The organism is Pulveribacter suum, assembly GCF_003013695.1.
Classification (GTDB): Bacteria; Pseudomonadota; Gammaproteobacteria; order Burkholderiales; family Burkholderiaceae_C; genus Melaminivora; species Melaminivora suum.
This window is the reverse complement of the sequence record NZ_CP027792.1, coordinates 2,585,294-2,607,310: the sequence shown is the minus strand read 5'-3', so window position 1 is coordinate 2,607,310 and position 22,017 is coordinate 2,585,294. Positions and strand designations below refer to the sequence as shown.

At 70.7% G+C, this 22,017-nt stretch carries 20 protein-coding genes and 1 riboswitch; of the genes, 5 read left to right on the top strand and 15 right to left on the bottom strand.

Going from position 1 to position 22,017, the window contains the following annotated elements; all coding sequences use genetic code 11:
• Positions 1-21 precede the first annotated feature (21 nt).
• Positions 22-1,677 carry an acyl-CoA synthetase gene (locus C7H73_RS11995; protein ID WP_106846859.1) on the top strand — a complete coding sequence of 552 codons (1,656 nt, stop codon included), beginning with the start codon at positions 22-24 and terminating at the stop codon, positions 1,675-1,677.
• 19 nt (positions 1,678-1,696) lie between these two features.
• On the opposite strand, the gene C7H73_RS11990 is transcribed toward C7H73_RS11995, so the two are convergent.
• The 3 genes from C7H73_RS11990 to C7H73_RS11980 form a co-directional block, all read right to left on the bottom strand.
• A complete protein-coding gene (locus tag C7H73_RS11990; protein WP_227001337.1) occupies positions 1,697-3,268 on the bottom strand; it encodes a phospholipase D family protein in 1,572 nt (523 codons plus the stop codon).
• Positions 3,269-3,330: 62 nt separating this feature from the next.
• Positions 3,331-4,359, bottom strand: a complete 1,029-nt coding sequence (locus tag C7H73_RS11985) for an Ldh family oxidoreductase (RefSeq protein WP_106846857.1) — start codon at positions 4,357-4,359, stop codon at positions 3,331-3,333.
• A 99-nt stretch (positions 4,360-4,458) separates the two neighbouring features.
• Positions 4,459-5,430 carry an inositol monophosphatase family protein gene (locus tag C7H73_RS11980; protein WP_106846856.1) on the bottom strand — a complete coding sequence of 324 codons (972 nt, stop codon included), beginning with the start codon at positions 5,428-5,430 and terminating at the stop codon, positions 4,459-4,461.
• Positions 5,431-5,582: 152 nt separating this feature from the next.
• On the opposite strand from C7H73_RS11980, the gene C7H73_RS11975 reads away from it, so the two are divergent.
• Positions 5,583-6,368, top strand: a complete 786-nt coding sequence (locus tag C7H73_RS11975) for an RNA methyltransferase (protein ID WP_106846855.1) — start codon at positions 5,583-5,585, stop codon at positions 6,366-6,368.
• A gap of 28 nt (positions 6,369-6,396) precedes the next feature.
• Positions 6,397-7,194, top strand: a complete 798-nt coding sequence (gene cysE, locus C7H73_RS11970) for a serine O-acetyltransferase (RefSeq protein ID WP_106846854.1) — start codon at positions 6,397-6,399, stop codon at positions 7,192-7,194.
• Positions 7,195-7,892: 698 nt separating this feature from the next.
• Here the strand turns inward: cysE and C7H73_RS11965 are convergent.
• The 3 genes from C7H73_RS11965 to yjgA all read right to left on the bottom strand — a co-directional run bounded on the left by C7H73_RS11965 (position 7,893) and on the right by yjgA (position 10,405).
• On the bottom strand, positions 7,893-8,900 hold the full coding sequence (locus C7H73_RS11965) for a zinc ribbon domain-containing protein (protein ID WP_106846853.1): 1,008 nt from the start codon (positions 8,898-8,900) through the stop codon (positions 7,893-7,895).
• Positions 8,901-8,931: 31 nt separating this feature from the next.
• The gene (gene mog / locus C7H73_RS11960; RefSeq protein ID WP_106846852.1) at positions 8,932-9,567 is read right to left on the bottom strand and encodes a molybdopterin adenylyltransferase; all 636 of its coding nucleotides are present in this window, start codon (positions 9,565-9,567) and stop codon (positions 8,932-8,934) included.
• Positions 9,568-9,748: 181 nt separating this feature from the next.
• Positions 9,749-10,405, bottom strand: a complete 657-nt coding sequence (gene yjgA, locus C7H73_RS11955; RefSeq protein WP_106846851.1) for a ribosome biogenesis factor YjgA — start codon at positions 10,403-10,405, stop codon at positions 9,749-9,751.
• Positions 10,406-10,510: 105 nt separating this feature from the next.
• On the opposite strand from yjgA, the gene pmbA reads away from it, so the two are divergent.
• The gene (gene pmbA, locus C7H73_RS11950) at positions 10,511-11,941 is read left to right on the top strand and encodes a metalloprotease PmbA (RefSeq protein ID WP_106846850.1); all 1,431 of its coding nucleotides are present in this window, start codon (positions 10,511-10,513) and stop codon (positions 11,939-11,941) included.
• Positions 11,942-12,038: 97 nt separating this feature from the next.
• Here the strand turns inward: pmbA and C7H73_RS11945 are convergent, their stop codons facing one another.
• The 8 genes from C7H73_RS11945 to C7H73_RS11910 form a co-directional block, all read right to left on the bottom strand.
• The gene (locus C7H73_RS11945; protein WP_106846849.1) at positions 12,039-13,415 is read right to left on the bottom strand and encodes a Dyp-type peroxidase; all 1,377 of its coding nucleotides are present in this window, start codon (positions 13,413-13,415) and stop codon (positions 12,039-12,041) included.
• Complete coding sequence (locus C7H73_RS11940; protein ID WP_106846848.1) at positions 13,415-14,146, bottom strand: hypothetical protein; 732 nt, start codon at positions 14,144-14,146, stop codon at positions 13,415-13,417. The genes C7H73_RS11945 and C7H73_RS11940 overlap by 1 nt, the downstream gene beginning before the upstream one ends.
• A gap of 87 nt (positions 14,147-14,233) precedes the next feature.
• Entirely contained in the window at positions 14,234-15,313 is a 1,080-nt protein-coding gene (locus C7H73_RS11935; RefSeq protein ID WP_106846847.1) for a catalase family protein, read from the bottom strand.
• Between the two features lie 386 nt (positions 15,314-15,699).
• Positions 15,700-17,232 carry a 3-hydroxyacyl-CoA dehydrogenase gene (locus C7H73_RS11930; RefSeq protein ID WP_106846846.1) on the bottom strand — a complete coding sequence of 511 codons (1,533 nt, stop codon included), beginning with the start codon at positions 17,230-17,232 and terminating at the stop codon, positions 15,700-15,702.
• Between the two features lie 48 nt (positions 17,233-17,280).
• On the bottom strand, positions 17,281-18,195 hold the full coding sequence (locus C7H73_RS11925; protein WP_106846845.1) for a thiamine phosphate synthase: 915 nt from the start codon (positions 18,193-18,195) through the stop codon (positions 17,281-17,283).
• The gene (locus tag C7H73_RS11920) at positions 18,192-19,013 is read right to left on the bottom strand and encodes a thiazole synthase (RefSeq protein ID WP_106846844.1); all 822 of its coding nucleotides are present in this window, start codon (positions 19,011-19,013) and stop codon (positions 18,192-18,194) included. The genes C7H73_RS11925 and C7H73_RS11920 overlap by 4 nt, the downstream gene beginning before the upstream one ends.
• A 12-nt stretch (positions 19,014-19,025) precedes the next feature.
• Positions 19,026-19,223, bottom strand: a complete 198-nt coding sequence (gene thiS, locus C7H73_RS11915) for a sulfur carrier protein ThiS (RefSeq protein WP_106846843.1) — start codon at positions 19,221-19,223, stop codon at positions 19,026-19,028.
• Entirely contained in the window at positions 19,220-20,335 is a 1,116-nt protein-coding gene (locus tag C7H73_RS11910; protein WP_106846842.1) for an FAD-dependent oxidoreductase, read from the bottom strand. Before C7H73_RS11910 ends, thiS begins: the two co-directional genes overlap by 4 nt.
• A gap of 45 nt (positions 20,336-20,380) precedes the next feature.
• Positions 20,381-20,482, bottom strand: a riboswitch (TPP riboswitch).
• 80 nt (positions 20,483-20,562) lie between these two features.
• Here C7H73_RS11910 and thiD point away from each other — a divergent pair.
• A complete protein-coding gene (gene thiD, locus C7H73_RS11905; protein ID WP_106846841.1) occupies positions 20,563-21,432 on the top strand; it encodes a bifunctional hydroxymethylpyrimidine kinase/phosphomethylpyrimidine kinase in 870 nt (289 codons plus the stop codon).
• Between the two features lie 23 nt (positions 21,433-21,455).
• On the opposite strand, the gene C7H73_RS11900 is transcribed toward thiD, so the two are convergent.
• Positions 21,456-21,932: an SH3 domain-containing protein gene (locus tag C7H73_RS11900; protein WP_106846840.1), complete on the bottom strand. Its 477-nt coding sequence runs from the start codon at positions 21,930-21,932 to the stop codon at positions 21,456-21,458.
• Positions 21,933-22,017: the final 85 nt, after the last annotated feature.

Here is a 22,017-nt window from a genome sequence, read left to right as displayed (position 1 = left end):
ATGCCTTGCAGGCCTTCTCCCATGACCGACACCTCCAGCATCTTCGACCAGCACCTGCCGCGCACGCAGGCGAACTTCGCCCCGCTCACGCCCCTGTCCTTCATCGAGCGCACGGCCGAGGTCTATCCCGAGCGCCTGGCCATCGTGCACGGCGCACTGCGCCAGAGCTGGCGCCAGACCTACGAGCGCTGCCGCCGCCTGGCCAGCAGCCTGCAGCGCGCCGGCATCGGCAAGAACGATACGGTGGCCGCCCTGCTGCCCAACACCCCGCCCATGGTGGAGGCGCATTTCGGCGTGCCCATGGCCGGCGCCGTGCTCAACACCCTCAATACCCGGCTGGACCCGTCCACCATCGCCTTCATGCTCGACCACGGCGAGGCCCGCGCCGTGATCGTCGATCCGGAATTTGGCGCCGCCCTGGCCCAGGCCCTGCGCCTGCGCCAGTCGTCCTCGCCGCTGCGGATCATCGAGGTGGAGGACGCGCTGTACGGCCCCAGCGCCCAGCCCCTGGGTGGCACGCGCTATGAGGACTTCCTCGCCGCCGGCGACCCGGAATTTGCCTGGCAGCTGCCCGGCGACGAGTGGGACGCCATCGCGCTGAACTACACCTCGGGCACCACCGGCAACCCCAAGGGCGTGGTCTATCACCACCGCGGCGCCCACACCAACGCCATCAGCAACGTGCTGGAGTGGGACATGCCCAAGCACGCCGTCTATCTCTGGACGCTGCCCATGTTCCACTGCAACGGCTGGTGCTTCCCGTGGACGGTGGCGGCCCGCGCGGGCGTCAACGTCTGCCTGCGCCGGGTGGATGCGCAGGCGATCTTTGATGCGATGCGCGAACACGGCGTGACGCACTACTGCGGCGCGCCCATCGTGCATGGCCTGCTGGTCAACGCGCCGGCGCAGATGAAAGAGGGCGTGCCGGCCGGCATCAAGGCCATGGTGGCGGGCGCGGCTCCGCCGGCGGCCATGATCGAGGGCATGGAACAGCTGGGCTTTGACCTGACCCACGTCTATGGCCTGACGGAGGTCTATGGCCCGGCCACCGTTTGCGCCCAACATGATGAGTGGCAGCAGCTGGACATCGGCGAGCGCGCGCGGCTGAACGCCCGCCAGGGCGTGCGCTACCACCTGCAGCGGGGCGCCGCCGTGCTTGACCCCGAAACCCTGCAGCCCGTGCCGCGCGACGGCGAGACCATGGGCGAGGTCATGTTCCGCGGCAACATCACCATGAAGGGTTACCTGAAGAACCCGCAGGCTACCCACGAGGCCTTTGCCGGCGGCTGGTTCCATTCGGGCGACCTGGCCGTGCAGTACCCGGACGGCTACATCAAGATCCGCGACCGCAGCAAGGACATCATCATCTCGGGTGGCGAGAACATCTCCTCCATCGAGGTGGAGGACGTGCTGTACCGCCACCCGGCCGTGCTGGCCGCCGCCGTGGTCGCCCGGCCCGACCCGAAATGGGGCGAGACGCCCTGCGCCTTCGTCGAGCTGAAAAGCGGCGCCGAAGTCACGCCCGGGGACATCGTGGCGCACTGCAAGCAGCACCTGGCCGGCTTCAAGGTGCCGCGCGCCGTGGTGTTTGGCGAACTGCCCAAGACCAGCACCGGCAAGATCCAGAAGTTCGAGCTGCGCCAGCGCGCCGGCTCGGCGGCGGCCATCGACGGCTGAGCGAAATGCGTGCGCCGCGCTACAGCAGCCATTCGATGGGCAGCCACATGAGCACGCGCACCACCGCGCGGCTCCACCAGGTGGTGTGCGGCTCGCTGCCGTACACGGGCGGCGGCTCGCCCACCCCACTGCGCCACTGCAGCGATCCGTCCTCGGACAGCGCGACCTGGTAGGACTGCGCGGGCACCGCGGTGTCGAACGCCTGCGTGAGTTGGCGGGCCAGCGCGGGGCTGTCGATGAGAAAGCCCAGCTCGGTGTTCAGCCGGGCCGAGCGCGGGTCGAAGTTGAGCGAGCCCACGAACAGCCGCTCGCCGTCCACGGCAAAGGTCTTGGCGTGCAGGCTGGAGCCCGAGCTGCCCAGGCGCTGCAGCGCCGGCCGACCCGGCTGCTGCTCCTGCTCGGGCACCAGGCGGCGCATCTCGTACAGCGTGACGCCGCTTTGCAGCAGGGGCCGGCGGTACCTGGCGTAGCCTGCATGCACGGCAGGCACGTCCGTAGCCTCGAAGGCGTTGGTCAGCACGCGCACGCGCACGCCGGCGCGCTGCAGCCGCGCCAGGGCCGCCGCGCCTGCGGCCGTGGGCACGAAGTAGGGCGACACCAGGTCCACGCCGCGGCCCGGCTGGCCCAGCGCGGCCTCCAGCTGGGGCAGCAGCAAATCGTCGCGCTGCGCCTGCCCCAGGCCCTTGGCCGGGTCGTCGCTGAGCATCCGCACGTGCGCCCAGTGCAGCGGCAACTCGCGCCGCAGCAACTGGTCGATGTAGGCGCTGCGCCGGATGGACTGCGCGTACTCGTGTGCGCCAGGAGAGGCCAGCAGCGCGCCGGCCTGCTGGGCCAGCTCGGCCATGGTGGCCGGCGCCACGGCCGGCAGGATGGCCTGCGCCGGGTAGGTGCTGGCGCTGGCCCAGTAGCGGTCGAAATCGGCAGAGACGTCGTGCGCCACCGGGCCGACGGCCAGGACGTCCAGGTCGGCAAACAGCACGCCGGCGGTGGCGCCAAAGTACTCGTCGCCCACGTTGCGCCCGCCCACGATGCTGGCCTGGTTGTCTGCCGTGAACGACTTGTTGTGCATGCGGCGGTTGGCGCGCCGCAGGTCCGCCAGATAGCCCAGCGCCTTGGGGCGACGCAGCGTAAACGGGTTGAACAGGCGCACCTCGATGCGCGGGTGCGCGTCCAGCGCCGCGAGCTGCGTGTCCAGCCCGGACGTGCCCACGTCGTCCAGCAGCAGGCGCACGCGCACGCCGCGCTCGGCCGCGGCCAGCAGCTCGCCCAGCAGCAGCGTGCCCGTGGTGTCGCCGCGCCAGATGTAGTACTGCACGTCCAGCGTGCGCTCGGCCGCGCGCGCCAGCAGGGCGCGGGCGGCAAAAGCGTCGTGCGGGTGCTGCAGCAGGTGGATGCCGCTCAGCCCCGGGTGCGCCGCCACCGCGGGCGCCAGCGCCCGGCCCAGCCGCGTGTCCTGCGCGGCGGGCAGGTCCAGCGCGCTGGATTCGCTGCGCCCCGCCAGCGGCGGCAGGCTGCACGCGCCCAGCAGCAGTGCGGCCAGCAGCGGCGGAGCGCGGCGCGACAGGGCACGCAGGGGATCGAGCCGACTCACTTTTCGATAGCTACCCGCCATTGATTGACGGGGGCCTCTGGCATATCGACGCGTATGCAGCATCACGCAGCAGCCAGGCGCTGCAGCTCGGCCCAGGTGGCGACGGGCAGCGCGACGCCCTCGCGCAGCGACTGCGCGCGCTGGCGCTGGCGCTGCCGGCCGGGCTGGCGCTGCTGGCCGGCGTCGGCCATGGCGGCCACCAGGTCGTTGCAGCGCTGGGCAAACGAGCGGCCGGCGCTCTTGGCCGGGTCGATGGCGATGATCAGCTCGCCGGTGCGCGGCGTCTGCGCGCCGGGGTGGCCGCTCCAGTCGAAGTCGAACGAGAAGTGGCCGCCGGTGAGCGCCGCGGCCAGCAGCTCGACCATCATGGACAGGGCCGAGCCCTTGTGCCCGCCGAATGGCAGCAGGGCGCCGCCGTCCAGCACGGCGCGCGGGTCGCAGGTGGGCTGGCCGGCGGCGTCCACGCCGTGCGCGGGCGGCAGCAGGCGGCCCTCGCGCGCGGCGATCTGTACGTCGCCGTGTGCCATGGCGCTGGTGGCCAGGTCGAAGACCAAGGGCGGATGGCCGTCACGCGGCGCGGCAAAGGCGATGGGGTTGGTGCCGAACAGCGGGCGCGTGCCGCCGTGCGGCACCACGCAGGCCATGCTGTTGACCAGGGCCAGGCCCACCAGGCCCTGCTCGGCCAGCGGCTCCACGTCGGGCCACAGGGCGGCAAAGTGGTGCGAGTTGCGAATCGCCAGCAGCGCGATGCCGTTGGCCCGCGCCTTGGCCACCAGAAGGTCGCGCGCGGCGGCGTAGGCCGGCTGGGCGAAGCCGTTGCGCGCATCCACGGCGATGAAACCGGGGGCGCTGTCCTGCACCTCGGGCACGGCGCGCCCGTCCACCCAGCCGCTGGCCAGCGAGCTGAGGTAGCCGGGGATGCGGAACACCCCATGGCTGTGGGCGCCGTCGCGCTCGGCGCTGGCGCAGTTGTCGGCCAGGATGGCCGCCACTTCACCGCTGGTGCCGTGGCGCTCGAAGAGGCGCGCCAGGGTGTCGCGCAGCTGCCCGAAGGCGACGCGCTGGCAGGGCGGGGTGGCTTCGGCGGTCATGGCATGCGCTCCGGATACTGTCGGTGCTATTGAATGTGTAGCTGCCAGCGCTTGACAGGCAAGCGCTGGAGCCGTTTTTGCTTCAAGCGCAGGCGGCGCTCAGAACGGCGCGTCGTCGCCGGTGCGCGGCGCTGCAGGCAGGTCTTCGGCGGCGGCGCTGTCGCCGGCGTCTTCAATGCCTTCGCCGGATGCGGGGGGAGCGTCCTGCGCGGGCGGGACGTCGGCGTCGATCGCCTGGCGCACGGCGGCCTTGTCACCGGCGCCGGCAAACTTGCTGTATTTGCCCAGCAGGCCCACCAGCTGGCCGTAGATGCGCGGGCTGCCGGCCAGGCATTCGCGCTGCTCCATGAAGTCGGCCTCGCCCGTGAAGTTGCCCACCAAGCCGCCGGCTTCGGTCACCAGCAGGCTGCCGGCGGCCACGTCCCAGATGGACAGGCCGGATTCGAAGAAGCCGTCGGTGTAGCCGGCGGCCACGTAGGCCAGGTCCAGCGCGGCGGCGCCGGGGCGGCGCAGGCCGGCGGTGCGCTGCATCACGTCGCCCATCATCAGCATGTAGGCCTTGAAGTTGTCGCCCGGGCGGAACGGAAAGCCCGTGGAGATCAGGCACTCGGCGAGGCGCGTGCGCTTGGACACGCGGATGCGACGGTCGTTCAGGAAGGCGCCGCGCCCGCGCGTGGCGGTGAACAGGTCGTTGCGCGTGGGGTCATACACCACGGCGTGCTCCACCCGGCCCTTCACCGCCAGGGCGATGCTCACGCAATAGACGGGAAAGCCGTGGATGAAGTTGGTGGTGCCGTCCAGCGGATCGATGATCCAGCGGAAGTCCGAATGCTCGGCCCCATGCTCGCTGCCCGACTCTTCGGCCAGGATGCCGTGGCCGGGGTAGGCGGTGAGCAGCGTTTCGATGATGACCTGCTCGCTGGCCTGGTCCACCTCGGTCACGAAGTCGTTGATCTGCTTTTGCGAGATGCGCACCGCCTCCACATCGAGGGCCGCGCGGTTGATGATGGCGCCGGCGGCGCGGGCGGCCTTGATGGCCACGTTGAGCATGGGGTGCAGGGTGGAGGACATGGGGCTGGCGGGTGACGAAGGAGCGGTGGGGCGGCGCCCTTACAAAGCGTGGGGCCGCGGGAGGCAAAGGGCGGCGATACGGCCTTCGCAAAGCGCGCAATTCTACCGAGCCGGGCCCGGCCCTGCAGGCGGCGCGGCGACAATCGCCCGCCATGCACACCCGTTTCGTCCTGATCCAGACCAGCCACGCCGGCAACGTCGGCGCCGCCGCCCGCGCCATGAAGACCATGGGTTTCCACGACCTGGTGCTGGTCGCGCCGCGCTGGCCCAACGTGCTGCGCCGCGAGGAAACCATCCAGCGCGCCAGCGGCGCCCTGGACGTGCTGGAGGGCGCGCGCATCGTCGCCACGCTGGACGAGGCGCTGGACGGCATCACCCACCTGTGCGCCACCGCGATGACGCCGCGCGACTTCGGCCCGCCCACCCGCACGCCGCGCGCGCACTTCGAGATGCTCCTGAAAGGTGAGCTGCCAGCGCAGGAGGGACAAGGGCTGCAGCCTGATTGGGCCTTGAATGCGCCGGAGCGGGGCATGGCCTTCCTTTTCGGTTGCGAGCGCTTCGGCATGGCCAACGAGGACGTCTATCGCTGCCATGTGGCGCTCTCCATTCCCACCAACCCGCAGTTCGGCTCGCTGAACCTGGCGGCGGCCGTGCAGCTGGTCGCCTACGAATGGCGCCAGGCGCTGGGCGGCTTCGACGCGCCGGCCAGCGCCCCGCAGGGCGAGCGGGCCGACGCCGCCCAGCTGGCCGGCATGCTGGCGCACTGGCAGCTGGCGCTCATCGACATCGGCTTTCTCGACCCGGCGGCGCCCAAGAAGCTCATGCCGCGGCTGAACCAGCTGTTCAACCGCGCGCAGCCCACGGTGGAGGAAATCCATATCCTGCGCGGTGTCGCCAAATCTATGACCGAGGCCGCGCGGCGCAAGCAGCTAGACTGACCGGCCGCTTTTTCCCCGGCCCTCCTTCATGCTCTCCCGCCTGCGCTCCGACATCCAGTGCATCCTCGACCGTGACCCCGCTGCGCGCAGCCGCTGGGAGGTCGTCACCTGCTACCCCGGCCTGCACGCCATCTGGCTGCACCGGCCGGCGCACTGGTGCTGGGGGCGGGGGCTGCGCTGGCTGGGGCGCTTCATCTCGCACGTCTCGCGCTGGCTCACGGGCATCGAGATCCACCCGGGCGCAACCATCGGGCGCGGCGTGTTCATCGACCACGGCATGGGCGTGGTGATCGGCGAGACGGCGGTGGTGGGCGATGGCTGCACCATCTACCACGGCGTGACGCTGGGCGGCACGTCGCTGTACAAGGGCGCCAAGCGCCACCCGACGCTGGGGCGCGACGTGGTGGTGGCCGCCGGCGCCAAGGTGCTGGGGGGCTTCGAAGTGGGCGACGGCGCGAAGATCGGCAGCAACGCGGTGGTCATCAAGCCCGTGCCGGCCGGGGCCACGGCGGTGGGCATCCCGGCGCGCATCATCCCCAGCAGGGAAGGCCAGAGCGCCGATGTGACCGAGGCGCAGCGCGGGGACGAGGCGGCGGCGCCGAAGTTCAGCGCCTATGGCGTTGCGCCCCAGCAGGAAGACCCGCTGACCCAGGCCATGCGCGGGCTGATCGATTCGGCCGGGGCGCAGGAGCACCAGATCGCGCTGCTGTGGCGTGCCATCGAGCAGCTGTCTGCTGGCCAGCACGCGGGGGACTGCGTGCCGGGGGATGCGGCCACGCGCGAGCAGTTTGAGGCGGCGAGGCTGAACGACATCATTGGCAAGTGAGTGGTGGGGGCTGGAGTTTCTTTGGCATGGGTGCCTGGGTTGATGTTGCTGGCCGGGACTCGCCCCGGCGGGCGACTTCCTTTCTTGCTCGTGCAAGAAAGGAAGCAAAGAACACGACCCCACGTCTGCGACCCCTTCGCTTGCGCGAAGGGGCAAACCTGTGGCGGGGCGCTTGCGGGGTGGGCCGCATAACTCACTGCGCGCTGACGCGCTCCGTTCAAACAGACGCGGCCAGTCAGATTACGAAGGCATGGGCGCTACGACGCCCATGCCCACCCCGCAAGCGCCCCGCCACAGGCGCAGCCTCAAGGGGTGGGGGACGACACGGGCCATCGCTGCGCTCGGCCTGGCCTTCGCGGCGCGCAGCGCCTGCGCGGCCGAGCGCAGCGATGGCCCGTGTGGGTTCCCGCTTTCTTCCCCCTATGCCCGTACCGAGAAGCGCAGGGCGCGGGGCGGGCAGGTGTGCCGAAGGACACACCTGCTTCGTGATCTAGCTTGCTGCGTCTGTTTGAACGGAGCTGCGCAGCAGCGCAGTGAGTTACGCAGCACCGCCCTGCGCCCGAGCATCGCAGGCTGCCCCGTAGCGCAGCGCAGGGGATACGGGCATCGGGGGCGCACTTCTTTTGCCTCCTTTTCTTGTGCGAGCAAGAAAAGGAGGTCGCCCGCCGGGGCGAGTCCCGGCCAGCGACATCAAACGCTCACGACGACATCAGCTTTTGCACATGCGGCCCCAGCGTCTGCAGATTCACAAAACTCAGCTCATACATCGCGCTCAGCCCCGCAGCCTGTTCATCCGTGAGCTCTGCCGAGCAGATCACGAACCGGCCTCGCTCCAGCCCCAGGCGCTTTTTCAGGCGCAGGTACTTGTCGATATCACGCCTGAACTCGCCGCTCTTGCATTCGATGCAGATGGGCTCCTGCCCCGCCGGCAGGGCTATCACGTCCAGCTCGTGCAGGTCTTCGTTGGGAAACACCACCTTTGCGCTGCGCGCGCAGGACACGCCGCCGGCGTGGCCGCTGGCCTGCCCCAGCAGGGTCATCAGCGCATACCACTCCAGCCAGCCGCCCTCGAAGAACTGGCGAATGGCGGTTGCAGGCTGCAGCGTCAGGCGCACGATCTTCTCGGGCTTTTGGTAGTGGTAGCGGGCAAAGAAGGTGTGCTCGTAGAGCCTGCGGCACAGCTGGTTGATGGCCTGCGCGTCCTTCTGGGCCAGGGTTGCCAGCTCCAGGTTGATCCAGCTGTGGCTCTTGCGGTAGGCAAAGCGCACGCGCTCGATCAGCTCGGCAAAGAGGGCTTGGTTGCTGCCCAGCAGCAGCGCCGCGTCGTCGAAAAAGCCGCTCGTGTCCACATGGGCCGGGTCCAGCTGCACCTCAATTTGCCGGGCGGCGAACCACGCCTTCAGCGGTGCGTGCTGCTCGGCGGTGGCCAGACCGGGAACATTGGCCAGCGCCTGGCGGGCGGCAGGCGCGGCGGCTGTTGCCGGCTGCACTTCGGGCGCCTGCGGCGCGGGTCCGGGGGCCGCCGGCCTGAGCGCATGGAGTTCGCGTGTGGCGGCGGCAAGCCGTTTGACCAGCTCTTCGACGAAGAACACGGTGCCGTACACCCGGCTGGGCGTGCCGCAGCGGCCGCAGGCCGTTTGCGCGTTGACGGGAGTCTGGGCGTCTTCGCTCACGAAGCCGCACTGGTTGCAGCGGTAAATGGGCATGGAAAGGGATGGGTGTGACGTGCCGAAGAAATCAGTCGCCCGTGCGCACATGCCGCACCGCCGCCTTCGGCCGAAACGCCTTGCACACGGCCTCGCGCGTTTCCAGGTACGGCCCGCCCAGCAGGTCGATGCAATAGGGCACGGCGGCAAAGATGCCAGGCACCAGCTGCGCGCCGTCCTCGCCCCTCAGGCCCTCCAGCGTCTCGGCGATGGACTTGGGCTGCCCCGGCAGGTTGATGATCAGGCTTGTGCCCCGGATCACCGCCGTCTGGCGCGACAGGATGGCGGTGGGCACGAAGCGCAGCGAGATCTGGCGCATCTGCTCGCCAAAGCCGGGCATCTCGCGGTCGGCCACGGCCAGGGTGGCCTCCGGGGTCACGTCGCGCGGCGCCGGGCCGGTGCCGCCGGTGGTCAGCACCAGGCTGCAGCCGGCCTGGTCCACCAGTTCGATCAGGGCCTGGGCGATCTGCTCGGGCTCGTCCGGGACCAGCCGCGGCTCGAAGTGAACCAGGTTGTGCAGCGCCCGCGTCAGCCAGCCCTGCAGCGCCGGCAGGCCCTTGTCCTCATAGGCGCCGCTGCTGGCGCGGTCGCTGACGGAGACGATGCCGATCTTCACCGGCTCGGGCGGCGGCAGGGTGGAGGAAGGAGAAGTGGTGATAGTCGTCATCTCGGTAATCCATCGCCGGGAACGAGCGCAGTGCGCTCCCGTATAAAACTGGCGCCCCCCGGACCAGCAGACGCCGTGGATCCGGCTTTGCCGGTCCAGTGGCGTCGTCCCCCTTCCCGAATGGCGCAGCCATGCGAGAAAAGGGGGGAAGCGCCGCAGGCGCTCAGGGGGTTGCTCTTAGCTACGCGTCGGCAGAGCGCTCTTCCTCCGCCGCGTGGTCGCCGGCATCGGTCATCTGCGCGCGCACCAGCTGGAACAGCTCGCGGTAGGAGCGGCTCTTGCGCGGCGCCAGGCCTTGCGACACGGCAGCGGCGTCGGCTGGCGGGGCGTCCTTGCGGGCTTGGCGGATCAGGGCGCGGATCTGCTGCGTGTCGGTGCGGGGGAACAGCTCCAGCCACTGCGCCAGGGCCTCGTCGCTGGCGATGAGCTGGTCGCGCCAGTGCTCGGCCTGGTGCAGCAGCAGGCGCTCGGCGGCGCTGCCGCTGTGCTGCTCGTCCAGCGCGGCGTGGATGGCGGCGATGGTGTCTTCACCCAGCTTGCGCATCAGCTTGCCGACGAACTGCATCTGGCGGCGCTTGCCCTCGAAGTTGGTGATGCGGTTGGCTTCCTGCAGCGCGTCCACCAGCTTTTCGGGCAGCTCCAGGCGGGCCATCAGGTCGGCGCGCAGGGTGAGCAGCTCGCCGCCCAGGGTCTGCAGAGCGTCGCTTTCGCGCTTCAGGTCGGTCTTGGTGCTGCCGGGCGTGCCTTTGAGCTCGGCCTTCAGCTGCAGGTCCAGCTCGCTGCCTTCGGCAACGAAATGGCCCTTCACGAAATAGCCTTTTTTGAGTTTGCGTGACATCGGTGGCAGGTGGGATTCGGGGCGGGAGAAAAGCCGCGGCGGCGCAGCCTGCGAAGGGCTGCGCGCCTACGGGTGTCAAGGGCGGCAAGTATCATAGCCGCCGCTATGAACACTCCCCGCACAGGCGCCCCGCGCGCTGCCGCCCCCCGCCAGTCCACCTCCAGCGACGCGCCGCAAAGCGGCTTCAGCTACTCCCGCTCGTTCTTCGAGGGCCTGGTGGACCATGCCCTGGCACATGCCAAGCAACTGGGCGCCACCGACGCCGGCGCCGACGCCTCCGAGGGCTGCGGCCTGTCGGTGAACGTGCGCAAGGGCGAGCTGGAGACGGTGGAACGCAACCGCGACAAGTCGCTGGGCGTGACGGTCTATGTGGGCCGCCGCCGGGGCAACGCCAGCACCTCGGATTTCTCCGAAGCCGCCGTGGAGCGCACGGTGCAGGCCGCCTACGACATTGCCCGCTTCACCGCCGAAGACCCGGTGGCCGGGCTGCCCGATGCGGGCGATATCGCCCCGCAGGAGTCGCACCGCGACCTGCAGCTGTTTCACCCTTGGGCCGTGGACAGCGAGGAGGCCGCGCGCCTGGCGCTGGAGTGCGAGGCCGCGGCGTTTGCCACGCACAAGCGCATCACCAACAGCGAGGGCGCGGGCGTCTCGGCGCAGCAGTCGCATTTCTTCAGCGCCCACACGCGCGGCTTTCGCGGCGGCTACGCCAGCTCGCGCCACAGCGTCTCGGTGGCGCCGATTGCCAGCCTGCCCGGACGCAATGGCGAGATGCAGCGCGACTCCTGGTACAGCTCCATGCGCGACGCGCGCGAGCTGGCGTCGCCCCAGTCGGTGGGCCGCTACGCCGCCGAGCGCGCCCTGTCGCGCCTGGGCAGCCGCAAGATCAGCACGCGCGAATGCCCGGTGCTGTTCGAGTCGCCCCTGGCCGCCGGCCTGCTGGGCGGCTTCGTGCAGGCCGTGAGCGGCGGCGCGCTGTACCGGCGCAGCACCTTCTTGCTGGATTCGCTGGGCAAGCAGGTCTTCCCCAAGCACATCAACATCGACGAAGACCCTTTCATTATGGGCGGCAAGGGCAGCTCGCCGTTCGACGACGAGGGCGTGCGCGTGGCGCCGCGCAAGGTGGTGCAGCAGGGCAGGGTGCAGGGCTACTTCCTGTCCACCTACTCGGCGCGCAAGCTGGGCATGAAGACCACGGGCAACGCCGGCGGCTCGCACAATTTGACGCTCACCTCGCGCCACACCCGCCCGGGCGACGACCTGCCCGCCATGCTGCAAAAGCTGGGCACGGGCCTGTTCGTCATCGAGCTGATGGGCCAGGGCGTGAACTACGTGACGGGCGACTACTCGCGTGGCGCCAGCGGCTTCTGGGTGGAAAACGGCCAGATCGCCTACCCGGTCGATGAAATCACCATTGCCGGCAACCTGCGGGACATGCTGCGCGGCATCGAGGCCGTGGGCGCCGACGCCTACACCTACGGCGCCAAGACGGTGGGCTCGGTGCTCATCAACCGGATGAAGGTGGCGGGCAGCTGAGCGCAGCGCGCCCAGGATTTTCAGCAAAAAACGCTGCCAGCGCCCACCGGCATTGCGCTGGCAGCTATGCTTTCAATAGCGCCTGCGCAGGGCGCCGTCAATCCTTCCAGCCCGCCTCGCCGATCCAGCGCAGCGCGGTGAGCGACGGCATGAACAGGTATTCGCCGCCGCGCAGGCGGTTGAAGGTGCTCACGCCGTCGATGCGCCGGCGCACCGGCTGCTCGGGGATGGTGAACGTGCCCGGCTCCTCGTGCAGGCCCACCACGGGGTCGCGCTCCTTGCCCAGGTCCAGGAAGTTGCCGCGGTTGATCCACTCCTGCTGCAGGAACTCGATGGTGTCGTAGGCCCGCGCGCTGATGAAGATGAAATAGATGCCGCGCGGCTCGCGGCCGTCGTCGCTCGCTGTCAGCTCGGGCGTCCACTTCGGCCCGAAGGTCGAGGGCCGGCGGATGATGCGGTGGAGGTTCTCGTCGGTCAGAATCGTCAGGCTGGTGCCGCGCGGGTTCAGCCGGCGCATGTGCGCGGCGTGTGGGCAGACCAGGCCGCGCTCGTCGCCCTTGAAGTCGAAGTCGTTGTTGCGCTGAGGGTCGGCGCCCAGTGCCTCGTCGTCGCGCTCCGGCGAGAGGTTGAGCGGCGCGCCCGAGCGCCAGCGGCCCACCAGTTGGGCGGCCAGCTTTTCCTGCTCCTGCTCGCCGTCCGCGTGCTGGCGCACGAAGTCGTTGAATGCGCCGGGGCGGCTGTCGTACTTGCGCAGCACCACGAAGGAGCCGTTGCGGCCCAGTTCGGGCGGCTCGGGCATGGCCACCGGCTGGCCGCTCTCGCTGTTCTCGCCCAGGATGAATTCGCCTGGCGCCAGCGCGCGCCCGCCGCCGGGCGGGGGCTCGACGCCGGCGCCCTGCACCACCGGCTGCGAGATGCCGTCGCGAAAACCGAAGGGGTTCTTGGCGTCCTCGTCCGCGCCGAACTCGTGCGTGCCCACCAGCGTGACGCCGCGCGAGGCGCGCAGCTCGCCCATGGCCTTGTCCACCGCCTCGTCCAGGGCGGCCTTGTCTTCGGCGTAGATGGTCAGGGCGATGTGCAGGCGCTTGCCCTGGTAGGCGTCTTCCCAGGTCTCGGGCGCGTTCTCGCCGAAGTCGCGCAGCTGCTCGGCGCGCGCGGCCATGCCCTCGCGGAAGGGCAGGGGAAAGGACGCAAGCGCGCTGTCCGGCAGGCCCAGGGCCTGGAGGCCCGCGTGGCTGATGGCCACGCCGGTCCAGGCGTGCAGGTCGCCCGTCCAGTCGTCGGCCGATGGGATGTGCTTGGCCAGGCGCGCGATCAGGTCGCGTCCGCCTTCGGCCTCATCGACATGCAGCATGGCGTGGATGCCCACGTAGGGCTCGGGGCGCGAGCGCAGGATCAGCGCCTGGATGTCGCCCAGCTGCAGCGTGACCCTCTCGCGTCGAAAGCGGTCCTTGAGATGTTGCAGCAGCGCCATCAGTAGTCCACCCCCTGCGGTTGCGCAACTTCCCTGGACAGCTCGTCCAGCGCCTTCGCCGTGGCCTGGTCCATCCCCTTGTTGCGGCTCATGGCGTCCAAAAACGTGTCCAGCGCCTGCTCCATGCGCTGCAGCCGGCGCACGTCCACTACGGTGACCTGCGGGTTGGCGACGAACCAGCCGGCGGCGTCGATCTGGTGCTGGGCGATGTAGTCCTTGACCTCGGGCGAGTCGATGCCCGGCCAGCCTTCGACGTTGGCGAACAGCAGGTCCATCAGGCCGGGGATCTTGGTGGCGAAGTCGTTGATGTAGGTGTCCCAGTCGCCGTCGTAGGTGGTGGCGAAGATGATGCGCGTGTCCTCGTCGAAGAACACGAAGCGCATGTCGTGCAGCGTGGACACGCGCTGCGCGCCGTCGAAATTGCCGCCGGTGAGCTTGAACAGCCGGCGCAGCCGGTCGGCGCCGCCGGGTTTCAGCGGGGCGATCGCCGTCAGTTCCGAAACGTTGCCCGACTGGCGCCCGACGCGCCCGGCCGATTGCGAGCTGCCCTTGAACAGCGGGTTGTGGTCGCGCACCAGCGCGTCGATGGCGATCTTGGCCACCTGGGGCGCGTCGGCGGCGATTTCCTGGGCGATGCGGCGGAACTCGGCCAGCCGGCTCTCGCCTTCCAGGCGTGGGTCTCCGCCCGATTCCTGGCCGTCCTGGGGCTTGCTCTGGGTTTTGGGGTTCATGGGTGCAGCCTTTCCTTCGATGCGTTGCGGGGCCGGCTCTGATGGCGGCTTTTTCCTTGCTCCTCTTTTCCTCAAGGAGAAAGCGCGTCAATCCGGGATGTCAGCCAGCGACCCGGGCTCGCGCCGGGGCAGGGCGTTCAGGCGGTGGCGCTGCGCGGTCGAGGACTCGTAGGCCGGCCGGCGCACGCGCATGATCGAACCCAGCGGACGGTGCGCTGCTACGCCGTTCCAGGGGTTGAAGGCCAGGTGGTCGTCGCCGTACACCTGGCGCTCGGGCGAATACGGGTTCTGGATGTCGAAGCGCAGCGTGGCGATGGCGCGGTGGGGCGAGGCCTTCTCGTCCCACAGAACGGAGGCATCCTCCACCGGCATGGCGGCGCGGTCGGTCTGCAGCTGCGCGCGCAGCTCGTATGTGGCGCCCTGCTTGGCGAAGTGCGACGTGAGCGCGTCGCGCATGGCGGAAAAGCCCTCGCCGATGGGCTGCTCGTTCAGCCCCTGCAGCTCGCCCCAGGGCGCCAGCGACAGCTTGGCCACGTAATTGCCAAAGCGGATGGCCGCCTGGGTGTGGAAGGTCTCGCCCAGCATGTTGGTGTTCTTTTGCGCCAGGCCCTGCACCGTGGCGCCGGGCGTGCCGCCCAGGCGCTCGACCACGTTCTCGATGCCGCGCGCGGCCGCGGCCACGGCGCGCTGCAGCGCCTGGGGCGCGTCGGCATTGGCCTCCAGCAGCGTCAGAAAGCGCGGGTAGTCCTGCACCGTGCCGAAAGCCAGCACAGGAAAGTTCACCATCAGGAAGTCCTGGTTGTGCCCGCCCAGGCCGGGCAGCAGGCGCTCGCCCTGCACGCCCATGACCTTGATGGCGAAGCCGCGTGGCGCGGGGGCTTCGTCGCTGTGGATGTCGCCCGGGGCCGATGACAGGCGCGCCACGACTTCATATTCGCGCGGCTGGCTGAAGATGCCTTGCGCCAGCTCGGGCGGCAGGTTGGCATGCACGGCCAATGTGCCTTTGACGATGGCGTGGCTCTTGGCATGCGCGTCGCGGTGCGCATGGCGGTGGCGCTCGGCGTTGCGCGCCTGCGCCGCGGCCATGCGGGCGACGATTTCCTGGGTCAGGCGGGCTTCGTCCTCCTGGATCTGTTCGACGGTGTCGTCGTAGGGCAGTGCGGTCATGGCGTCCTCCTGGGGGTGTTGCCGCAGGGCAACTCATCCAGCCATGGTAGGGACACGCATGCAGGCAAGCTGCCGTGGGGTGTGACAGCGCGCAAAAGCGCCGCTGGCTGACAGCGGCGGACGCCTTGGCGAAGCAGCGGGCAGTCCGCACGGGTCGGGCAGACGGTCCGGAGCAGGGGGGGTCAGGGTTAACCCGGGGATTTCCTGCTGCGCCGGAAACGTCGGTTGCACAAAGATACGCACGGGCGTGCGGTTATGCCGAGGTGGCCGCCGCCATCCGCTGGGCGAAAGCTCGTCTCCGCCCAGGGAAATGATGGCAAAAGTGGCTCCAGCGCCCGTAGATCAAGCGCAGGCAGCTATCTTATTGATAGCTTTTGGTGGGCCGCTCAGGCTTCCTCGTGCAGCAGGCTCAGGCCCAGGGCGCCGCGGCGGCGCAGCCAGGGGCTGGGGCGCCAGCGCGGGTCGCCATAGACGGTCTGCAGGTTGAACAGCACCTCCAGCACGCTGGCCGGGCCAAAGCGGTCGCCCAGCGCCAGCGGGCCCACGGGGTAGCCCAGGCCCAGGGTGACGGCGCGGTCCAGGTCGGCGGGCGAACAGATGCCCTGCTGGCAGATGTCGGCCGCGATGTTGATGATTGCCGCCAGCACCCGCTGCGTGACGAAGCCGCCTGAGTCGCGGATCACGCTCACCGCCTTGCCGTCGCGGGCGAACAGCGCGTGCGCCGCGTCGCGCATGTCGGCGCGCGTGGCCGGGTTGGTGGCCAGCACGCGGCGGCGCGTGGCGGCGTCGTCCACCAGCAGGTCGATGCCCACGGTGCGCGACGGGTCCAGCCGCTCGACCACGGCCACCGTGGTCACGTCAAAGCCCAGCGGCGCGATCAGGATCAGCGCGGCGGACGAGGGTGCGGCGCCGGTCTCGATCTGCGCGCCCAGGTCTTTGAGCAGCTGGTACAGCTCGGCGCGGCGCGCCGCGCGCGGCGACACCCACACCGGCGGCAGCTCGCCCACCTGGGGCACGGACGCCTCGGGCGGCAGCTCGGCCTGGCCGTCCGTGTAGCGGTAAAAGCCCTCGCCGCTCTTGCGCCCCAGCAGGCCGCCGGCCAGGCGCTGGGCGGTGATGGGGCTGGGGCGAAAGCGCGGCTCGTCATAGAACTGGTGGTAGATCGATTCCATTACCGGGTGCGAGACGTCCAGGCCGGTCAGGTCCAGCAGCTCGAACGGTCCCAGCTTGAAGCCCACCTGGTCGCGCAGGATGCGGTCGATGGTGGCGAAGTCGGCCACGCCCTCGCCGGCGATGCGCAGCGCCTCGGTGCCAAAGCCCCGGCCGGCGTGGTTGACGATGAAGCCGGGCGTGTCGCGGGCCGCCACGGGCGTGTGGCCCAGGGCGCGGGCGTACTGCATCAGCTGCTGGCAGGTGGCGGTGGCGGTGCGCAGGCCGGCCACCACCTCCACCACCTTCATCAAAGGCACCGGGTTGAAGAAGTGAAAGCCTGCCATGCGCGCGGGATGCTGCAGGCCGGCTGCCAGCGCGGTGATGGACAGCGACGAGGTGTTGCTGGCCAGGACGGCCGTGGGCGCTACGACGGCTTCCAGCTGCGCCAGCAGGTCGCGCTTGGCCTGCAGGTCTTCGGCGATGGCCTCGACCACCAGCTCGCAGCCGGTCAGCTCCTGCAAGGTGCCCGCCGGCACCAGGCGCTCGCTCCAGGCCTGCACCTCGTGCGGCTGCACGCGGCCCTTGTCCTGCAGGCGCTGCCACTGCTGCAACACGGCCTCGCGCGCGGCCTGGGCGGCGCCGGGGCGGGCGTCCAGCAGCTGCACGGTGCTGCCCGCCTGCGCCGCGATCTGCGCGATGCCGCGGCCCATGGCGCCGGTGCCGACGATGGCGACGCGGGTGAAGGGAGTGGGTTGGGGTGTTTGCATGGGCGGAATTATCCGCACCATGCGAGGGCTCAGATCGTGAGCACGTTCTCAGGCGCGGTGCGCCGCCATGGCCTGCATCAGCCGCGCGGCGGCGGCTTCGGGGTCGGGCGCGGCGACGAGGGCGCGCACCACGGCGATGGAGCCCACGCCCGTGGCCAGCACCGGACCGAAGCGCTCCTCGTCGATGCCGCCGATGGCCACCTGCGGGTAGCCGCGCGTGAGCAGCGCATAGGCCGCCAGCCGGCCCAGGCCCTGGGGCGCGGTGGCCATTTTTTTCAAGGTGGTCGGGAACACCGCGCCCATGGCGATGTAGCTGGGCCGCACGGCCGCGGCGCGCAGCATCTCGGCGTAGCCGTGCGTGCTGACGCCCAGGCGCGCGCCGGAGGTGCGCAGCGCGGCCAGGTCCTGCGGCGGCAGCGCGTCCAGGTCTTCCTGGCCCAGGTGCACGCCGTAGGCGCCGGCCTCCAGCGCGTCGCGCCAGTGGTCGTTGATGAACAGCAGCGCGCCCGTGCCCTGCACGGCGGCCACGGCGGCGCGCACCTCGCGGGTGATTGATCCGCGGTCGTCGCTCTTGAAGCGCAGCTGCACCGTGGGCACGCCGGCGCGCGCCATGCGGCCCACCCACTCGGCGTCCGGCAGCACGGCGTACAGGCCCAGGGCCTGTGGACATTCGGCAAAGGCCGGGCCGTGGCCATCACCGCGCTGCGCCAGGCCGAAGTCCTGCGGCGCGTCGGGCCAGCGGGCCGGGTCGAAATGGCCGGTGCGCGCGGTTTGGGCGGCCCAGGCGCGGGCGATGCATTCGGCGTCCTGCGCAATGAAACCCAGCTGGCTGGCCGCGGCCAGGGCGGCGCGGTAGGCCGGCGTGTCGCTGCCGAAGGGGGGCACCGGCTCGGGGGCGAAACCGGCAAAGGCGGCCGCGTGCCGGGCCACGATGGCCTGGGCCAGGTCGGTGGCGGCCGTCATGTCGCGTGGTGCCAAAACGGCGTGCCCAGCACCGGCGTGCTGGGCTGGGCGGCGGCCTGCGGCTGCATGGCGCCGGCCATGCGCGCGGTGCGGCCGGCCGAGACGGCGTCGGCAAAGGCGCCGGCCATGGCGACGGGGTCGCTGGCCAGGGCCACGGCGGTGTTCAGCAGCACGCCGTCGAAACCCCATTCCATGACCTGGCAGGCGTGCGAGGGCAGGCCCAGGCCGGCGTCCACCAGCAGCGGCACGTCCAGGCGCTCGCGCAGCAGCTGCAGGCCGTAGGGGTTGACGGGCCCGCGCCCGGTGCCGATCGGCGCGGCCCAGGGCATGACGGCCTGGCAGCCCACGTCCACCAGGCGCTGGCACAGCACCAGGTCTTCGGTGCAGTAGGGCAGCACGTGAAAGCCGTCGCGGATCAGCTGCTCGGCGGCCTGCACCAGGTTCAGCGTGTCGGGCTGCAGCGTGTAGTCGTCGCCGATCACTTCCAGCTTGATCCAGGGCGTGCCAAACACCTCGCGCGCCATCTGCGCGGTGGTGATGGCTTCGTCGGCGCTGTAGCAGCCGGCGGTGTTGGGCAGCACGGGCACACCCAGGCGCTTCAAGAGCTCCCAGAAGCCCTGGCCGGCCTCGCCCGGCTGCGCGCCCTGGCGGCGCAGCGACGCGGTGACCATGGCCGGGCGGGCGCGCCGCACGGCGGCCTCCAGCACGGCGGGCGAGGGGTAGCGGGCGGTGCCCAGCAGCAGGCGGCTGTCAAACGACTGGCCGTACAGCACCAGCGCATCGGCGCTGGCGGCGGGGGAGGTGTCTTGCTTGGTCATGGAGAGAACGACTTAACCGCCGGTCACCGGCGCGATGATTTCCACCTGGTCGCCGTCGGCCAGCGGCTGGGCGGCGTAGCGGCTGTTGGGAATGAACTGCAGGTTGACGGCCACGGCAAAGGGCGGCTGGGGCGCAAGGTGCGCCACGGCGTCGGCCACGCTGGCGCCTTCGGGCAGTTCGACGGGGGTCTGGTTGATGAGAACGTTCATGGGTTGTCTTGCAGTTGCACGCGCAGGTCAAAGCGCTGGGCCAGCCGCGATTGTCCCGTCTGCAGCAGCTCCATGACCACGTCCAGCATGGCCGGGGCGATCATGAAGCCGTGGCGGTACAGGCCGTTGACCTCCAGCACGCGCGGCTGCACCACGCGCACGGCGGGCAGGTTGTCGGGCAGGGTGGGGCGGCACTGGGTGGCCAGCTCCAGGATGCGCGCTTCGGCAAAGCCGGGGTGCACGGCGTAGGCGGCAGACAGCAGCTCCAGCGTGCTGCGCACGCTGGCCGGCGACAGGTCGTCGGACTCGATCTCGGTGGCGCCGATCACGAACACGTCGCCCTCCTTGGGCGCGATGTAGATGGGATAGCGCGGGTGCACCACGCGCGTGGGGCGCTGCAGCGTGACGCCGGGCGCGTGCAGGCGCACCACCTCGCCGCGCACGCCGCGCAGCTCGCGCCACTGCGCGCGCGCGCCCAGGCCGCGGCAGTCCAGCACCAGGTCGCTTTCGCCCGGCGTGCCGGGGGCAAAGTCCTGCAGGCCGCGGGCGGTGTGCCAGTGCACCTGCACGCCCAGCTGCTGCATGGTGGCGGCCAGGGAGGACAGCAGCTGGCGGTTGTCCAGCTGGCCCTCGCCGGGCAGGTACAGGCCCTGGTGAAAGCGCCCGGCCACCGTGGGCTCCAGCTGCGCCAGGCCGGCGCCGTCCAGCGGCTGCAGCGCGGGCAGGCCTTCGACAGTGCGCTGGGTGCGCTCCAGCGTGTGCTGCAGGCGGGCGGCGTCGGCCGCGTCCTGGCGGTGCCAGACGATGAGCGTGCCGTCCTGCTGGAAGAACACCGGCTCGGCCAGCTGCGCCAGCAGCTGGGGCCAGCGCGCCAGGCCGTGCTGGCCCATGCGCACCACGCCGGGCTCCGTCACGGCGGATTCGGCCAGCGGCGCCAGCATGGCCGCGGCCACGCGCGCGGCGCTGCCCTGCGCGTCCGGGCCGCCGGTGCCATAGACCTGCACGCGGTGGCCGTCCTGCGCCAGGCGAACGGCCAGCAGCCGGCCCATGAGGCCGGCGCCCACGATGGTGATGGACAGGGGGGAGTCGAGGGAGGGGAGGAGGGTGCGCATCGCGTTTCGGAGCCCGGCAGACTGATGGGGACAAAACGGGCGCGGCGCCGCGCTGCGAAAACTCCCCACGCCAGCATGACCTGGATCGGGTGCGAGGGTGTTTCTCAGCCGCCAGCGCATGGCATGGCGGCACCCCTGTTTCGTCCGAAGCAGGAATTACAGCACAGCACCTGCGGCCCTGCCGTTGACATGGCGCAGGCCCGCCGCACTGGCCGATAATTTTTGCCATGAACCAAGACACCCAGGCGCCGCAGGTCGTGCGCACCGCAAATCGGCGCTATGCGCGCGTGCTGTCCATTGCCGGCTCGGACTCGGGCGGCGGCGCCGGCATCCAGGCTGACCTGAAGACCTTTGCCGCCCTAGGCTGCTACGGCATGACGGCGATCACCGCCATCACCGCGCAAAACACCCGCGGCGTGCGCGCCATCCACGGCGTGCCGCCCGAGATGCTGCGCGCGCAGATCGATGCGGTGGTGGAGGACATCGGCGTGGACGCCGTGAAGGTCGGCATGCTGCATTCGCCTGAAGTGGTGCGCGTGGTGGCCGAGGCGATTGCCCGCCACAGCCTGCGCAACGTGGTGCTGGACCCGGTCATGGTGGCCACCAGCGGCGACCGCCTCATCGCCCAGGAGACGGTGGGCGCGCTGGTGCAGGAGCTGTTCCCGCTGGCCGCCGTGGTCACGCCCAACCTGGACGAGGCCGGCTGGCTGCTGTCACGCAACATCGAGGCCGAAGAGCAGCTGGAAGGCGCCGCCGACGCGCTGCTGGCCCTGGGCGCGCGCGCCGTGCTGCTCAAGGGCGGGCATTTGCCCGGCGAGCGCGTGGTGGACCTGCTGGCGCTGCCCGGCGGCGTGCACGAGCGCCTGGGCTCGCAGCGCATCGCCACGCACAACGGGCACGGCACGGGCTGCACGCTGTCGTCGGCCATCGCCGCGCACTTGGCGCTGGGGGCCGACATGCCCGAGGCGGTGCGCCAGGCGCGCCGCTACATCCTGGGCGCGATCGCTGCCGGTGCCGACGTACGTACGGGCGCCGGCCAGGGGCCGCTGAACCACGGCTATGCGCCCGTGGCGCAGCGCATCATCGAGGAAGAATAAGAAAAAGACGGGGCGCGGGCCGGTCACCAGCCCCAGGTCAGCCGCTTGGCCACCCAGCCGGTCTGGCCGCCGTCCCTGCGTACCTTGGCCCAGGTGCCCTGGTTGTCCAGGGTGCGCACGATCTCGTTGTGCTCCAGCTTGCCGACGATGCGGCTGCTGGTGCCGGGCTTGGCGCGCAGGTTGGCCGTGGGCGCCGTCACCACGCGGTGCGGGGCCTTGGTGGTCAGCGGGGCGAAGACCCAGCCCAGCGTGGCCTCGTAGTCGCCCACATGCAGCCACTGGCCGCGGCGCTCACGCACCTGCAGCGGGTAGCCGCTCGCCAGCTCCCACAGCGTGTCCGAACGCGTGGTGGGTTTCTCGCGCACGTTCACCACATTGCCCTTGATGCTGACGAACTCGCGCGCTTGCGCGCCGGCGGGGGCCAGCAGCGGTGCGGCCAGCGCGAGCGCGGCAGCAGCGGTACGGAGGGCGGAGGCGAAGCGGGGCAGGGCAAACGACACGGGGCGGGGTTCCTTTCTGGGGGAGGGGGAGAAAAGCCAACCGACATGGAGGGCCGCGCGCGCGGCGAAGTTCCGGCGCCGCGGC

Bases quoted from the DNA above. Each gene is read 5' to 3' on its own strand.
- C7H73_RS11975 (WP_106846855.1), top strand. From the start codon at position 5,583: ATGCACACCCGTTTCGTCCTGATCCAGACCAGCCACGCCGGCAACGTC.
- C7H73_RS11965 (WP_106846853.1), bottom strand. From the start codon at position 8,900: ATGCCCATTTACCGCTGCAACCAGTGCGGCTTCGTGAGCGAAGACGCC.
- mog (WP_106846852.1), bottom strand. From the start codon at position 9,567: ATGACGACTATCACCACTTCTCCTTCCTCCACCCTGCCGCCGCCCGAG.
- pmbA (WP_106846850.1), top strand. From the start codon at position 10,511: ATGAACACTCCCCGCACAGGCGCCCCGCGCGCTGCCGCCCCCCGCCAG.
- C7H73_RS11930 (WP_106846846.1), bottom strand. From the start codon at position 17,232: ATGCAAACACCCCAACCCACTCCCTTCACCCGCGTCGCCATCGTCGGC.
- yjgA (WP_106846851.1), bottom strand. From the start codon at position 10,405: ATGTCACGCAAACTCAAAAAAGGCTATTTCGTGAAGGGCCATTTCGTT.
- C7H73_RS11910 (WP_106846842.1), bottom strand. From the start codon at position 20,335: ATGCGCACCCTCCTCCCCTCCCTCGACTCCCCCCTGTCCATCACCATC.
- C7H73_RS11945 (WP_106846849.1), bottom strand. From the start codon at position 13,415: ATGGCGCTGCTGCAACATCTCAAGGACCGCTTTCGACGCGAGAGGGTC.
- C7H73_RS11985 (WP_106846857.1), bottom strand. From the start codon at position 4,359: ATGACCGCCGAAGCCACCCCGCCCTGCCAGCGCGTCGCCTTCGGGCAG.
- cysE (WP_106846854.1), top strand. From the start codon at position 6,397: ATGCTCTCCCGCCTGCGCTCCGACATCCAGTGCATCCTCGACCGTGAC.
- thiS (WP_106846843.1), bottom strand. From the start codon at position 19,223: ATGAACGTTCTCATCAACCAGACCCCCGTCGAACTGCCCGAAGGCGCC.
- thiD (WP_106846841.1), top strand. From the start codon at position 20,563: ATGAACCAAGACACCCAGGCGCCGCAGGTCGTGCGCACCGCAAATCGG.
- C7H73_RS11920 (WP_106846844.1), bottom strand. From the start codon at position 19,013: ATGACCAAGCAAGACACCTCCCCCGCCGCCAGCGCCGATGCGCTGGTG.
- C7H73_RS11925 (WP_106846845.1), bottom strand. From the start codon at position 18,195: ATGACGGCCGCCACCGACCTGGCCCAGGCCATCGTGGCCCGGCACGCG.
- C7H73_RS11995 (WP_106846859.1), top strand. From the start codon at position 22: ATGACCGACACCTCCAGCATCTTCGACCAGCACCTGCCGCGCACGCAG.
- C7H73_RS11980 (WP_106846856.1), bottom strand. From the start codon at position 5,430: ATGTCCTCCACCCTGCACCCCATGCTCAACGTGGCCATCAAGGCCGCC.
- C7H73_RS11935 (WP_106846847.1), bottom strand. From the start codon at position 15,313: ATGACCGCACTGCCCTACGACGACACCGTCGAACAGATCCAGGAGGAC.
- C7H73_RS11940 (WP_106846848.1), bottom strand. From the start codon at position 14,146: ATGAACCCCAAAACCCAGAGCAAGCCCCAGGACGGCCAGGAATCGGGC.